Origin of the sequence: Euryhalocaulis sp. (assembly GCF_013911995.1) — a bacterium.
Classification (GTDB): domain Bacteria; phylum Pseudomonadota; class Alphaproteobacteria; order Caulobacterales; family Maricaulaceae; genus Euryhalocaulis; species Euryhalocaulis caribicus.
This window is the reverse complement of the sequence record NZ_JACESD010000064.1, coordinates 1-13,737: the sequence shown is the minus strand read 5'-3', so window position 1 is coordinate 13,737 and position 13,737 is coordinate 1. Positions and strand designations below refer to the sequence as shown.

General features: G+C 67.1%; 12 protein-coding genes. 1 reads left to right on the top strand and 11 read right to left on the bottom strand.

Annotation, left to right across the window (positions count from 1 at the left end; all coding sequences use genetic code 11):
• Nucleotides 1-1,151 (bottom strand): cell division protein FtsZ (ftsZ, locus tag H2040_RS13260; protein ID WP_287157999.1); only part of this gene is annotated, 1,151 nt, incomplete at its 3' end.
• A gap of 131 nt (nucleotides 1,152-1,282) precedes the next feature.
• Between ftsZ and murI the strand changes: the two genes are divergently transcribed.
• Nucleotides 1,283-2,080, top strand: a complete 798-nt coding sequence (murI, locus tag H2040_RS13255) for a glutamate racemase (RefSeq protein WP_287157998.1) — start codon at nucleotides 1,283-1,285, stop codon at nucleotides 2,078-2,080.
• Here murI and ftsA read toward each other — a convergent pair.
• The 10 genes from ftsA to H2040_RS13205 are packed head-to-tail and all read right to left on the bottom strand — an operon-like array spanning nucleotide 2,077 to nucleotide 13,643.
• On the bottom strand, nucleotides 2,077-3,393 hold the full coding sequence (ftsA, locus tag H2040_RS13250) for a cell division protein FtsA (RefSeq protein ID WP_081639412.1): 1,317 nt from the start codon (nucleotides 3,391-3,393) through the stop codon (nucleotides 2,077-2,079). The two genes, murI and ftsA, sit on opposite strands and share 4 nt — an antisense overlap.
• Entirely contained in the window at nucleotides 3,390-4,274 is an 885-nt protein-coding gene (locus H2040_RS13245) for a cell division protein FtsQ/DivIB (RefSeq protein WP_287157997.1), read from the bottom strand. Before H2040_RS13245 ends, ftsA begins: the two co-directional genes overlap by 4 nt.
• On the bottom strand, nucleotides 4,271-5,182 hold the full coding sequence (locus H2040_RS13240) for a D-alanine--D-alanine ligase (protein ID WP_287157995.1): 912 nt from the start codon (nucleotides 5,180-5,182) through the stop codon (nucleotides 4,271-4,273). The genes H2040_RS13245 and H2040_RS13240 overlap by 4 nt, the downstream gene beginning before the upstream one ends.
• The gene (gene murB / locus H2040_RS13235) at nucleotides 5,179-6,096 is read right to left on the bottom strand and encodes a UDP-N-acetylmuramate dehydrogenase (RefSeq protein WP_287157994.1); all 918 of its coding nucleotides are present in this window, start codon (nucleotides 6,094-6,096) and stop codon (nucleotides 5,179-5,181) included. The genes H2040_RS13240 and murB overlap by 4 nt, the downstream gene beginning before the upstream one ends.
• Nucleotides 6,093-7,511 (bottom strand): UDP-N-acetylmuramate--L-alanine ligase, encoded by a 1,419-nt coding sequence (gene murC, locus H2040_RS13230; RefSeq protein WP_287157992.1) that lies wholly within the window; start codon nucleotides 7,509-7,511, stop codon nucleotides 6,093-6,095. The genes murB and murC overlap by 4 nt, the downstream gene beginning before the upstream one ends.
• Nucleotides 7,508-8,620 (bottom strand): undecaprenyldiphospho-muramoylpentapeptide beta-N-acetylglucosaminyltransferase, encoded by a 1,113-nt coding sequence (murG, locus tag H2040_RS13225; protein ID WP_287157990.1) that lies wholly within the window; start codon nucleotides 8,618-8,620, stop codon nucleotides 7,508-7,510. Before murG ends, murC begins: the two co-directional genes overlap by 4 nt.
• Entirely contained in the window at nucleotides 8,617-9,747 is a 1,131-nt protein-coding gene (ftsW, locus tag H2040_RS13220; RefSeq protein ID WP_022696471.1) for a putative lipid II flippase FtsW, read from the bottom strand. The genes murG and ftsW overlap by 4 nt, the downstream gene beginning before the upstream one ends.
• A complete protein-coding gene (murD, locus tag H2040_RS13215) occupies nucleotides 9,744-11,168 on the bottom strand; it encodes a UDP-N-acetylmuramoyl-L-alanine--D-glutamate ligase (RefSeq protein WP_287157987.1) in 1,425 nt (474 codons plus the stop codon). The genes ftsW and murD overlap by 4 nt, the downstream gene beginning before the upstream one ends.
• A 1-nt stretch (nucleotide 11,169) precedes the next feature.
• The gene (gene mraY, locus H2040_RS13210) at nucleotides 11,170-12,273 is read right to left on the bottom strand and encodes a phospho-N-acetylmuramoyl-pentapeptide-transferase (protein ID WP_022696469.1); all 1,104 of its coding nucleotides are present in this window, start codon (nucleotides 12,271-12,273) and stop codon (nucleotides 11,170-11,172) included.
• The gene (locus H2040_RS13205; protein ID WP_287157986.1) at nucleotides 12,273-13,643 is read right to left on the bottom strand and encodes a UDP-N-acetylmuramoyl-tripeptide--D-alanyl-D-alanine ligase; all 1,371 of its coding nucleotides are present in this window, start codon (nucleotides 13,641-13,643) and stop codon (nucleotides 12,273-12,275) included. The genes mraY and H2040_RS13205 overlap by 1 nt, the downstream gene beginning before the upstream one ends.
• Nucleotides 13,644-13,737: the final 94 nt, after the last annotated feature.

Sequence of the window (13,737 nt, the reverse complement as noted above, 5' to 3'; positions counted from 1 at the left end):
ATCTCCGCGCGGATCTGCTCAGCCGTCTTGGCGTTTCCCGCCGGACGCACGGAAGGCTCGACCGGCTTGGCCGGGGTCTCGCTGCGCCAGGGCATGGCGGCCGATTGCGGTTGCGCGGCCGGTTTGGCCGGGCGGGCGATCGGCGCGCGGGCGACCGGCTGTTCCGGGCGGCGGCGGTCCCGCTCGCCCTCGCCGATGCCCGTGGCGATCACGGACAGGCGCAGCTTGCCCTCCATCGTCTCGTCCAGCGTCGAGCCCCAGTTGATCTGGGCGTCCTCGTCGGCTTCCTGGGCGATGATGTTCGCGGCTTCGTCGATCTCGTGCAGCGTGAAGTCCGGGCCGTGGGTGAAGCTGATCAGCACGCGCTGGGCGCCCTTCATGGCGGTATCGTCCAGCAGCGGATTGTTGATCGCGGCTTCGGCGGCCTCGGCGGCGCGGCGGTCGCCTTCGGCCTCGCCCATGCCGATCATGGCGCGGCCCATCTCGCTCATCGTGGTGCGCACGTCCGCGAAGTCGCGGTTCACGATGCCCGGACGCACGATCAGGTCGGTGATGGCGCGGACGCCGGAATAGAGAACATCGTCAGCCATAACGAAGGCGTCGGCGAAGCTGGTGGCTTCGGTCGCAACGCGGAAAAGATTCTGGTTCGGAATGACGATCAGCGTATCGACATTCTTCTCAAGCTCCTCGACGCCGGCGTCGGCCAGACGCATGCGGCGCGGGCCTTCGAACTGGAACGGCTTGGTGACAACGCCAACCGTCAGGATGCCCTGCTCCCGCGCGGCCTGTGCGATGACAGGGGCCGCCCCGGTGCCCGTGCCGCCGCCCATGCCCGCAGTCACGAACACCATGTTCGCGCCTTCGAGATGCTGGAGGATGTCTTCCATCGACTCGCCGGCCGCCTGTTCGCCCACTTCCGGGCGGGCGCCGGCGCCAAGACCCAGCGTCACGTCGCTGCCCATCTGGATGCGGCGCTCGGCCTTCGAACGCGCCAGAGCCTGCGCATCGGTGTTCGCGGCGATGAATTCAACGCCTTCCAGCTCCTTGGCGATCATGTTGTTGACCGCGTTTCCACCGGCGCCGCCGACGCCGATCACGACAATGCGGGGCTGAAGCTCAGGGGTTTCCGGGGCGGAAAGGGACAGGGGCATGAAATGGTCTCCAGATACGGCAATCGACGGATTATCCGAGGATTCGGGGTAAATGTCGTCTTTACCATTTAATCGAGGGTTAAGCTTACTGATCAACAAATGTGAACAGGCGCCCGGAGAATGGAAAAAGCATGCGTGAAAAGTCCCTGGTCATCGTGTTCGATTCGGGCGTCGGCGGTCTTTCCGTGTTTGACGAACTGGCCCGGAAAGGCTTTGCCGCCAAGGCAATTTACGCGGCGGACACCGCATTCCTGCCCTATGGACTGCGCAGCGAGGCCGAGCTGAAACAGCGCGTGCCGGCGCTTTTTTCAGTGCTTGAAAAAAGATTCGCGCCGCAGCTTTTTGTCATGGCCTGCAACACCGCCTCCACGGTGGCGCTGAACGAGACGCGCAAGGCGGTGAAAACCCCGATTGTCGGAACCGTGCCGGCCATCAAGCCCGCGGCCAGCCTGACCCGCACCGGCGTGATCGGATTCCTGGGCACGCCGGGCACGGTTGAAAGGGAATATAGCGACGGCCTGATCGCCGAATTCGCGGGGGACCGCAGCGTGCTGCGCTTTGGCAGCTCGCGCCTTGTGGCGCTGGCCGAACGCAAGATGGCGGGCGAGGCCGTCAGCCCCGAAGCTATCGAGACGGCCCTGGCGCCGCTCTTCGCGCTGGAACACGCCGACCGGATGGATGTCGCGGTGCTGGCCTGTACGCATTTCCCGCTGCTGCGGCCCGAGATCGAGGCCGCCTCCCCCGCCGGTTTGAAATGGATCGATTCCGGCGAAGCCATCGCGCGCCGCGCGGGCGGACTGCTGCAGCTGGAGGAAGGCGGCGGGGCGCTGGAGCCGGTCGCCGCCTATGTCACGGGGAACGCCGACGCCGCCATGCGCCCGGCCTTACAGGCGCGCGGCTTCGAGACGGTCGAAAAGATCAGCCTCTAGAAATTCTCGCGCAGCCAGGACCACGCGCCGCCAATGCCGCCAGCCTCCACGGCCTCCTTGCGGCGGCGCGCGGCGCCTTTTTCCGTAATGCGCGGCGGGCCGCTGATGGCTTCGCGCGGACCTTGCGCGGCATGGATCAGCATGCCGGCGGCGGCGGTGAATCCCGGACCGCTGACGGCGTCAGCCAGACCAACCACCCCGGCGGGGCGGGCAATGCGCACCTGTTTTTCGAGAATCTTGGCGGCCAGTTCGCGCACGCCGGGCAACTGACACGCGCCGCCGACCAGAACGGCGCGGCGGCCCGAGGCCTTGTCCACGCCCGCCGTCATCAGGCGCTCCCGCACGATCTCGAACGTCTCTTCCAGGCGCGGCTTGATGATCTGGGTCAGCAGCGAACGCGGCACCTGGTTCATCGAGCTTTGCCCGTCCTCGCCGATCTGCGGCGTCATGATCAGGTCCTGATCGTCGTCCGGGCTTTCCAGAACGGAGCCATAGACCGTCTTGATCCGCTCGGCCGAAGCGACGGGCGTGGACAGGCCGCGCGCGACGTCGGCGGTGACGTGCTGTCCGCCGACCGGGATCACGTCGACATAGGCCAGCGCGCCTTCGGCGAAGGCCGCGACGGAGGTGGTGCCCCCGCCCATATCGATCAGAAGACCGCCCAGCTCCTGCTCGTCCTCAACCAGAGCCGAGAGACCGGAGGCATAAGGCGTGGCGACCACCGCGCTCATGTCCAGGCGGCAACGCTCCACGCAGATGGCGAGATTGCGCAGTGGCCCGGAGGCGGCGGTGACAAGGTGCATCTCGACAGCCAGCGTGCGGCCATACATGCCGCGCGGATCGCGCACGCCGCGGCTGTCATCAACCGTCCAGGTCAGCGGGATGGCGTGGACGACGACGCGCTCGGGCTCGTGAAACTCATCAAGGGCGGCGGAAAGCAGCCGGCGGAGGTCGCGGTCGGAGACCTCGCGATCCGAAAGCGGGCCTTCCACGGCGATGCGGTGGCTGCGCGGCTGCGCGGCGCTGAGATTGACGGTGACGCGGCTGACCGCCTCGCCCGCCATGCGCTCGGCCTGCTCGACGGCGGCGCGGACGGCGGTTTCGGCCTCGTCCAGATCCACGACGGAGCCGCAGCGCACGCCGCGGCTGGACTGATGCCCGACGCCGGTCACGCGAACCCCGCCGCCCGGCTCGGAACGGCCGATGAAACAAGCGACCTTGGAGGAGCCGATATCCAGAACGGCCAGCGTCTGGGGCTTGCGTCCCTCGCCGCCATCCTCGCCCTTGCGCCCGAAGAGGGGCATAGCGCTCATGCCTCGCGCCCTTTCAATTCTATGGAATCGTGACCCTCCATCGGGCGGATCACGATGCGGGTCGTATCCCGCAGATCAATCAAGCTGGCCGGCGCGTCAAGAATATGACGCCGCGTCTGCAAATCATTGAGAATGGCCAGCGCGGCCGCGCCCTCGTCCTCGGGCAGGTGAACCTTCATGCCGCTGTCGATCCACAGGGTCCAGCGGCGCTCTCCCACGCGCTGCGCCGCTTCCACGCGCTCCGCGACAGAGGGGAACTGGCGATAGGCGTCCAGCAGTTCCGGCGCGGCCTCGCCCGCGCGGGCGCCGACGACCACCGGCAGGGCCGTATATTCCGCCGGGTCGGCGCCATCGATCACGCCGCCATCGGAATCCACCACGAAGAACGCGCCGTCATTCTGCCAGACGGCGGCGGGGCGGCGTTCGGTCACGGTGACCGAGATACGGTTGGGCAGCAGGCGCGCGACCACGGCCTCATCCACCCAGCCCAGCGACTCGACGCGCTGACGCGCGGAGGCGGCGTCCAGCGTGAAAATGGAATTGGGGCCAAGATCGCCGAGCGCGGCATGGATGGCGTCCGCCTCAGCCCGGTCGGCGCCGATGATATCGACATGGCGAACGGTGAACCCGGCGCCGGCCAGCGCCTTGTCGGTCGACTGCGCCGCGCCCCCGGCCGCGCCCGCCAGCCAGCCGCCGCCCCACAGGACGGCGACGCCCAGCAGCATGACGGCGGTAATGGCGACAGTCGCCAGCCGCACGGCGGCGCCGGCGCGGTATTTCGCGCCGCGCAGGCGGGCGGCGAAATGATTGCGAATGCGCGTGAAGACGGTCGGACGGCCGGACGAATGCCGTTTTTTGGTTTTCCGTGCTGTCTTCTTCACCTTAGGCATGAAGCATCCTCAGCGATCCAGGCGCATAAGGCCTTGAAATCGCGCCCCCGGTAGGCGGCCTGTTCTGGCGCCAGCGAAGTAGGAGTCATGCCCGGCTGAGTGTTAATTTCGAGTAAGGCTAACCGATCGTTATGCATGTCATAGCGAAAGTCCGACCGCGTTAACCCTCTGGCGCCTACGGCCTCATGCGCCGCCACGGCGGCCTCCATGCAGCGTTTTTCGATCTCCGGCGGAATACGGGCCGGCACCTCATGCGCCGAACCGCCCGCGGCGTATTTCGCCTCGAAATCGTAGAAATCGGATTTCGGCAGAATTTCCGTGACGGCCAGCGGCTCGTCGCCCAGCACGGCGACGGTCAGCTCCCGCCCCGGTATGAACTCCTCCACCAGCACGTCCTCGCCCAGCTTCCACTGGTCGGAGCCGATATCGGCGGGCGGGCGATTGTCGCCGGGGCGAATGATGTAGACGCCGACGCTGGACCCCTCGTTTACGGGCTTGATGACATATGGCGGCTCCATCGGATGCGCGTCCGCGATTGTCTTGCGGTCGAGAACCGCGCCTTTCGGGCAATCGATGCCCGCTGCCTCGAAAACCGCTTTTGCGCGCTGCTTGTCCATCGCCAGGGCCGAGGCCAGAACGCCGGAATGGGTGTAGGGGCGGCCAAACCACTCCAGCAGCCCCTGAACGCGCCCGTCCTCGCCCCACGGTCCATGCAGGGCGTTGAACACGATATCCGGAGCGGCCTCGGCCAGACGCTGCATCAGCGCCTCGCCCGGATCGATCTCGACGACTTCATAGCCGCCCTCGCGCAGCGCCTTCGCGCAAGCCGCGCCCGACACCAGGCTGACCTCGCGCTCGGACGACGGACCACCAAGAAGAACCGCAACGCGCTTGGTCATGCCTTTTTCCCCACCCGTCTGATCTCCCAACGCAGGTCGACGCCGGACCGGGCCTTCACGTCGGCGCGGATGCCTTCGCCGAGATTTTCGATGTCGGCGGCCGTCGCATCGCCCGTATTGATCATGAAGTTGCAGTGCTGCTCGCTCATCTGCGCGCCGCCCACGCGGCGCCCGCGGCCTCCGGCGGCGTCGATCAACTGCCAGGAGCGGCGCTGGTTCTCCGTGCCCGGCGGATCCGGGTTGGCGAAGGTCGAGCCGCCGGTCTTCTCGCGGATCGGCTGGGTGGATTCGCGCTGGGCGGTGATCTCCGCCATGCGCGCCTCGATCTCTTCCGGCGCGCCGGCCTGTCCCTGGAACAGGGCTTCAACGAAGATCCAGTCGTCCGGCGCTTCGGAGTGGCGATAGCTGTAACCCAGCTCCTCCAGCGGGGCGACGATGCGGCGGCCCAGCCGGTCAATCGCCACCGCCTCGACCAGCACGTCTTTGGTCTCATGGCCATAGCAGCCCGCGTTCATCCGCAGCGCCCCGCCAATGGAACCCGGCACGCCGACGAAAAACTCCAGCCCGGAAACCCCGGCCCTGGCGGCCTGCTTCGCCGCCATCTTGTCCAGCGCCGCCGCGCCCACGCGCAGGCGGTTATCCCCCTCCGGCGCGATCTTGCCGAAGGCCGGGCCAAGGCGAATGACAACGCCGGGAATGCCGCCATCGCGCACCAGAAGGTTCGACCCCACGCCCATGACGAACACCGGAACATCCTCCGGCGTTTCGGCGAGGAAATGGGAAAGGTCCGCCTCGTCCTTGGGCAAAAACAGAACTTCCGCCGGTCCGCCGACCCGGAACCAGGTGAACGGCGCCAGCGTCTCGCCCGCTTTCAGAACGCCGCGAACTTCAGGGAGGCGATCAATCAGGCTCACTTTGCGTCCAGCGCCTTCAGCTCGCCGGGCAGCGCCGCGGCCCAATAGGTGATGTCGCCCGCGCCGAGACAGACGACGAGATCGCCCTCGCCCGCCAGTTTCGCGACATCTTCGGCCAGTGACTCACGCGTGACGCCCATCGCCTTGCGGTGGCCGTGCTTGCGCAGCCCCTTGACCAGAGAGTCCCTGTCCGCGCCCTCGATCGGCTTTTCGCCCGCTTCATAGACCGGGGCGACCAGCACCGCGTCGGCGTCGTTGAAGCAGTTGCAGAACTGGTCGAACAGGTCGTGCAGACGGGAATAACGGTGCGGCTGCACGACAGCGATCACCTTGCCGTCGGCCACGTCGCGCGCTGCCTTCAGGACAGCGGAGATTTCCACCGGATGGTGCCCGTAATCGTCGATGACGCGCGCGCCGTTCCAGCCCCCCACGTCTGTGAAGCGGCGCTTCACGCCGGCAAAACCGTTCAGGGCGTCCCGCACTTGGTCTTCCGTGCCGCCCAGCCCGCGCACCGCGGTCGCGGCGGCGGTGGCGTTCTGGACATTGTGACGCCCGGCCATGGGTAGGCGCAGCCCCTTCCAGGTTTCCTCGACCTCTCCGTCGGCGTCATGGAAAACAAGGTCGAATACCGTCACGCCGCCCTGCGGGGTCATGTTCACGATGCGCGCCTGGGCCTGCGGGTTGAAACCGTAAGTGACCAGCCGGCGGTTCTCGACCCGGCTGGCGAGGTTCTGGACCTCCGGATGGTCCACGCAAACCACGGCAAAGCCATAAAACGGAATCGTCTCTACGAAACGGTCGAAGGCGGCGCGCAGATTGTCGAAGCTGCCATAGTGGTCCATGTGCTCCGGGTCGATATTGGTGACGATGGCCACCGTGCCGCGCAGGCGCAGGAAGGAGCCGTCGGACTCGTCCGCCTCCACCACCATCCAGTCGCCCTCGCCCAGCTTGGCGTTGGCGCCATAGGCATTGATGATGCCGCCATTGATGACGGTGGGGTCGAACCCGGCCACGTCCATCAGCGCGGCGACCATGGAGGTGGTCGTCGTCTTGCCATGTGTCCCGGCGACCGCAACGGTGTGGCGCAGGCGCATCAGCTCGGCCAGCATTTCGGCGCGGCGGACCACGGGAATCTTGTGCTCTCGGGCTGCGACGACTTCCGGGTTATCCGGCTTGACGGCGGTGGAGACCACCACCGCGCCGGCGCCGGAGACATTGCTTTCCGCGTGGCCGATATGGATCGTCGCGCCGAGTTTTCTCAGGCGCTCCACATTGGCGTTTTCCTTGATGTCCGAGCCGTGAACCTCATAGCCGAGATTGAGCATCACCTCGGCGATGCCGCTCATGCCGATGCCGCCAATGCCGACAAAATGTATGGGGCCGACCTCGTAGGGGACCGGGTCCGTCTTCTTCATTCCTGCTCCTCTGGGGCCCCGGGATCCGCGACGGCTTCAGCCAGCGCGGCGAGGCGTTCGGTGGCGTCCGGCCGACCGGCGGTTTTCGCCGCCGCCGCCCGGCGCGCCAGATCTTCGCTATCTCCGAGGCGGGTTTGCAACAGAGCGGCAAGTCCCTCAATGCTCAATTCATCTTCGGACACGACGTCTGCGGCGCCAACGTCCGCCAGGCTGCGCGCATTTTCAGTCTGGTGGTCGTCCATGGCGATTTTGAGGGGGATCAGGATGGCGGGCCGCCCTACGGCCGCCAGTTCCGACACAGTGGACGCGCCGGCGCGGGCAATCACCAGATGCGCGCCGCGCAGATGGCCCGCCACGTCGCGAAAGAACGGCTCGCAAACCGCGACGACGCCGGCCTCGCGATAGGTCTCGCGCGCGGCGTCCAGATTTTCCTCGCGCGTCTGCTGCACGACTTCCAGCCGGCTGCGGATATCCTGCGGCAAGCGGGCCACCGCCGCCGGAACCGTCTCGCTGAGGATGCGCGCGCCCAGGCTGCCGCCCAGCACCACAAGACGAAGATGGTCGTCCGGCGCTTCATAGGGCGCGCCGGCCGCTTTCAGGATCGGGGCGCGCAGCGGATTGCCTGTCACCTGCCAGCAGTCGCGGGCCTTGTCGGGCAGCCGCGCCAGACGGTCGAAGCCGCTGGCGACCACCGCCGCCGTTCCGGCGCGCACGCGGTTTACACGGCCCAGAACGGCGTTCTGCTCATGGATGATGATCGGAATGTTCAGCGACTTCGCCGCCATCATGGCGGGGAAAGCCGGATAGCCGCCAAAGCCGATCAGGATATCGGGGCGTTGGTCCTTCATCAGGCGCCGGGCCTGCCGGTAGCCGCGCCAGATGGCGAGACTGGCCATCGGCCAGGTCCAGGGCTTCGACTTGATGATGGAAGCCGCGCTCAGCGTACGCCGGTCATCGGCGGGAATTCCGTCCGCATGGCGCATGCCGCGCGCATCTGTGAGCAGGGAAATGGCCCAGCCGCGCGCTTTAAGCGTTTCCGCCAGCGCCTGCGCCGGAAACATATGTCCGCCGGTGCCCCCGGCGGCCAGAACGGCGCGGCGCGCGGTCATGAAGAGCGTTCATAGACGCCCGGGCGCCGCCGCGTCATGGCCAGCAGCAAGCCCGCGGTGACGGACGTGGCCAGCATTGACGACCCGCCATAGGAGATGAAGGGCAGCGTCATGCCCTTTGGCGGCACAAGATGCAGGTTCACGGCGATATTGATGAAGGCCTGCAGGCCCAGAAGCAGGGTCAGCCCGGCGGCGGCCAGTTGCATGAAGGGCTCGTTCAGGCGCAGGGCCGAACGCAGGCCGCGCCAGATGACGACGCCGAACAGGCCCGTAATCAGCAGGCACGCCAGCAGGCCGAATTCCTCCGCCGCGACCGCAAAAATGAAATCGGTGTGGGCGTCGGGCAGGAAATGTTTCACTTCGCCTTCGCCGGGCCCGCGCCCGAACAGGCCGCCGCGCCCCACCGCCTCCAGCGCGCGGTCGATCTGATAAGTGTCGCCGCTTTCCGGGTTCAGGAAACGGTCCACGCGGCTGGCGACATGCGGGAAAACGAAATAGGCCGCCGCCGATCCCATCAGCGCCATCGCGCCCAGCGCGGCGGTCCAGATCCACGGCATGCCGGCGAGGAAGAACAGCGCCCCGAACGCGGTGGTCAGCAGCACGGTCTGGCCGAAATCGGGCTGAAGCAGCAGCAGCGTGACGCAGGCCAGATAAAGAACGAACGCGATGATCGCGGCGGGTGCGGCGGTGCCGCGCCTCTGCTCGGCGAACAGCCAGCCCGCGATGACGATCAGGGCGGGCTTGAGAAATTCCGAGGGCTGCAGCGAGAACCCGGCAAAGCGCAACCACCGCGTCGCGCCCTTCACCTCCACGCCCATGACCAGCGTGGCGGCGGTCAGCGCCATGGCGCCAAGAAGGATCAGCGCCGCCACGCGGCGGGCGCCGCGCGGATCAAGGCTGGAAAGCGCCAGCATAACCGCCGCGCCGATGCCGGCATAGAAGCCGTGGCGATAGAGGAAATGGAACGGGTCGGTGATCGACAGGCGATCCGCGGCGGCCGGGCTGGCCGCCAAAGACAGCAGGAAACCGATCGCGATCAGCAGGCCGAACGTGCCCAGCAGCACGCGGTCGACGCTCCACCACCATTCGGCAAAGGCGGACCGGTCGGTGCGTGAAATGGCGATCATGCGCTGGCTCCCTGAATCGACGCGGAATCACGGGTGATTCGCTCAACGATTCGCCGGAATGTATCGCCGCGATCTTCGAAATCCTTAAACTGGTCGAAAGAGGCGCAGCCGGGAGACAGCAGGACGACCGGGTCCGGGGCGCCGCTGGCGCGCGCATCGGCCAGCGCCCGCGCCACGGCGGTTTCCATGTCACCGGACTTGTCGACCGGCATGACATCCTTGAGACCGCGGGCGAAACCGTCCTGCGCCTCGCCGATCAGGTAGGCCTTGGAAATGCGGGGAAACAGGTCGCTGAGGGATTTCAGGGACTCGTCCTTCGCGCGGCCGCCGGCGATCCAGTAGATATTGCCGTAAACCGCCAGCGCCTGACGCACGGCGTCGAAATTGGTCGCCTTGGAATCATTGACGAAGGCGACGCCGTCGATTTCCGCGATCTTCTCCAGCCGGTGCGCGAGGCCGGGAAAGCTTTTCAGGCCGTCCCGGATGGCGTCGGCGCTGAGGCCCGCCGCGCGCGCGGCGGCGAAGGCGGCGGCAATGTTCTGGTGATTATGACGGCCGGGCAGCGTTTCCACCGCGTCCAGCTCGGCCACCTGCCGCACGCTGGTTCCCGTGGCGTCATAAAGCGCGCCGCCCAGCGCATAGACGCCGCGGCTGAGCGCGCGGCCGGAGGAGACCGGAATCACATTGCGCCCCCCCTTCGCCAGCCAGCCCGTTGCGATCCTGCGCGTGTGTTCGTCGTCGACGCCGATAATGGCGGCGTCCGTGGGCCGCTGGTTCTGGAAAATGCGGGTCTTGGCGCGGACATAGCCCTCCATCCCGCCATGACGGTCCAGATGGTCGGGCGAGACATTCAGCAGCAGGGCCGCGTCACAGCGCAGCGAATGGGCAAGGTCCAGCTGGTAGGAGCTGAGCTCCAGCACATAGACCGCCCCGGAATGCGGCGGGTCGAGGTCCAGAACGCCGCGCCCGATATTGCCGCCGACCTGCGCGTCCAGCCCGGCATGGTGGAAAAGATGGCCCAGCAGGGCCGTGGTGGTGGATTTGCCATTGGTGCCGGTAATGCCGATGACGCGCGGGCGCTGGTTCTCCGGCAGGGCGTTCACGGCCAGCGCGAACAGCTCGATATCCCCGATCACCGGCACGTCCACCGACTCCGCCATTTTCACATAGCGGTGCGGCTCCGGATGGGTCAGGGGAAAGCCGGGGGAGAGCACAACAGCGGCCAGATCCGACCAGTCGCGGGCGTTCAGATCCGTCACCGTCAGGCCTTCGGCCTTCGCGCGGGCCTGCGCCTCTTCATTGTCGTCCCAGCAGATGACGCTCGCGCCGCCGGCCTGCAGCGCGCGGGCCGCCGTCAGGCCCGAACGGGCCAGGCCGATAACCGCGACCGTCTGGTCTCGATATGCGGCGACGGGGATCATTCTAGCGGAGTTTCAGCGTGGCGAGGCCGATCAGCGCCAGTACCACCGCGATGATCCAGAACCGGATCACGATGGTCGGCTCCTGCCAGCCCAGCTTCTCGAAATGGTGGTGGATCGGCGCCATGCGGAACACGCGCTTGCCGGTGAGGCGATAGCTGGCGACCTGCACCATGACCGACAGCGCCTCCAGGAAGAACAGCCCGCCAATGACGCCCAGCACGATCTCGTGCTTCACGGCCACCGCCGTCGCGCCCAGCATGCCGCCGAGCGCCAGCGAGCCGGTATCGCCCATGAAGACCATCGCAGGCGGGGCGTTCCACCACAGGAAGCCAAGCCCCGCACCCAGAAGCGCGCCCAGAAGAACCGCCAGCTCGCCGGTGCCGGGGGTCAGATGAATGTTCAGATAATCGGCGAAGATGGCGTTGCCGCTGAGATAGGCGATGAAGGCGAACGAGGTCGCGGCGATCATCACCGGCACGATGGCCAGGCCGTCCAGCCCGTCCGTCAGGTTCACCGCATTGCCGGTGAACACGATCACCAGCATGCCGAAGACGATAAAGAACGGCCCGAGATTGATCAGAACATCCTTGAAGAAGGGCAGCGCCAGCGAGGTGCCGAAATTGGCCGGCGCGTCCTCCGCCCCGCCAATCTGGGTCAGCACGTAAACGGCGATGGCGGCGATAATAAACTCCGCCAGAAGCTTCAACTTGCCGCCCAGCCCTTCGCTCGTCTGTTTTGTGACCTTGCGGTAGTCGTCGATGAAGCCGACCAGGCCGAAGCCCAGCGTGACCATGAAGACCACCCAGACATAGGGGTTATGCAGGTCGCCCCAGAGGATGACGGACACCGACAGCGCCAGCAGGATCAGGAAACCGCCCATGGTCGGCGTGCCCGCCTTGGCGACGATATGTCCCTCCGGCCCGTCCAGCCGGATCGGCTGCCCCTTGCCCTGGCGCATCCGCAGAAAGCCGATCAGCGGCTTGCCGAACAGGAACGCGACCAGAAGCGCGGTCATCAGCGCCCCGCCGGAGCGGAAGGTGATGTACTGGAAAACATTGAAAAGCGGGAACTGGTCCGCCAGCGGAAATAGAAATTCGTAAAGCATCAGCCCCCCTTGAGCGCCGCGGCCACACGGCTCATGCCCGACGCGTTCGATCCCTTTACAAGCACCACGTCGCCGGGGCGGATCGCCCCCCGGAGCGCATCCGAAACCTCGCCGCCGCTTGCATAGCGCCCGCCCCTGGCGGAGGCCGGCAGCGCATCCCAGAGCGCCCCCATCAACTCGCCCGAAACGAAGACAAGGTCCACCCCCGCCGCCGCAATCGGTCCGGCCAGGCGGGCGTGGTAATCGGCGGCGTCATCGCCCAGCTCCAGCATCTCGCCCAGAACCGCGATACGCCGCCCCTCGCCTTCCGGCTGACGGCCGCCAAGCGCGGCCAGCGCGGCGCGCATGGAGACCGGATTGGCGTTGTAGGAATCGTCGATCAGGGTGAATGGCTTGCCGTCCGCGCTGGCCTGAATCACTCCGCCGCGCCCGGCCGGGGCCTGAAACGCCGACAGGGCCGCCGCCGTTGTCTGCGCGTCCACGTCCGCCATGGCGGCGCAGGCGAAGACGCAGGCCGCGTTCTCCGCCCAGTGCGCGCCAGGAATGGGAATCTGAAACTTCAGCGTCTCGCCAAAGACGGCGATCTCGCCCTCCCCGCCTGTATCGCCGCTGCGGTAATCCAGAATACGCGCATCGGCGTCCGCCGCGCGGCCGAACGTGACGATGCGCCGGTCCCCGGCGGCGGCGCGCAGGCGGCCGGATTGCGGGTCATCGGCATTGATGACGGCGACTCCGTCCGCTTCAAGCCCGGAAAAAATCTCCGCCTTCGCGTCGGCGATGGCCTCGAGGGATTTGAAAAAGCCGATATGCGCCTCGCCGATGCGGGTGATGGCCGCGACATGGGGCTTCACCAGACCTGAAAGGTCGGTCAGTTCGCCGGCGTGATTCATCCCCAGTTCGAACACGGCGCGCTGGGTGTCAGCGGGCATGCGGGCCAGCGTCAGGGGCGCGCCCCAGTGATTATTGAACGAGCGCGCGGAGGCGTGCGCGCGGCCCGCCTTCGCGAAGACCGCGGCCAGCGCCTCTTTTACGCTCGTCTTGCCGACGCTTCCGGTGACCGCAACACGCCGCGCGTCAGAGCGTTCGCGCGCCGCGGCGCCCAGATCGCGCAGCGCCTGCAGCGTGTCATCGACGACAAGCTCCCGCCCGGCGCCGCTTTCGCGCTCGACCAGCGCCGCGGAGGCGCCATTTCCAAACGCGCTGGCGACGAACTCATGCCCGTCACGCTGGTCTTTCAGCGCCACGAACAGATCGTCCGCCCTGATTTCCCGCGTGTCGATGGAGACGCCGTTTGCCACCCACGGCCCGCCGGTCAGCCGCCCGCCGGTGGCGGCGGCTGCATCCTCGGCGCGCCAGAGCGGGTCAGTCATCGGCGTGTTCCAGCGCGGCGACGGCGGCGCGCGCTTCCTCGACATCGTCGAAGGAGCGCGTGTCGGGGCCGTAGATCTGATAGGTCTCATGCCC

Bases quoted from the DNA above. Each gene is read 5' to 3' on its own strand.
- murC (WP_287157992.1), bottom strand. From the start codon at position 7,511: ATGAAGAAGACGGACCCGGTCCCCTACGAGGTCGGCCCCATACATTTT.
- ftsA (WP_081639412.1), bottom strand. From the start codon at position 3,393: ATGAGCGCTATGCCCCTCTTCGGGCGCAAGGGCGAGGATGGCGGCGAG.
- murD (WP_287157987.1), bottom strand. From the start codon at position 11,168: ATGATCCCCGTCGCCGCATATCGAGACCAGACGGTCGCGGTTATCGGC.
- ftsW (WP_022696471.1), bottom strand. From the start codon at position 9,747: ATGATCGCCATTTCACGCACCGACCGGTCCGCCTTTGCCGAATGGTGG.
- murI (WP_287157998.1), top strand. From the start codon at position 1,283: ATGCGTGAAAAGTCCCTGGTCATCGTGTTCGATTCGGGCGTCGGCGGT.
- H2040_RS13240 (WP_287157995.1), bottom strand. From the start codon at position 5,182: ATGACCAAGCGCGTTGCGGTTCTTCTTGGTGGTCCGTCGTCCGAGCGC.
- mraY (WP_022696469.1), bottom strand. From the start codon at position 12,273: ATGCTTTACGAATTTCTATTTCCGCTGGCGGACCAGTTCCCGCTTTTC.
- H2040_RS13205 (WP_287157986.1), bottom strand. From the start codon at position 13,643: ATGACTGACCCGCTCTGGCGCGCCGAGGATGCAGCCGCCGCCACCGGC.
- murG (WP_287157990.1), bottom strand. From the start codon at position 8,620: ATGACCGCGCGCCGCGCCGTTCTGGCCGCCGGGGGCACCGGCGGACAT.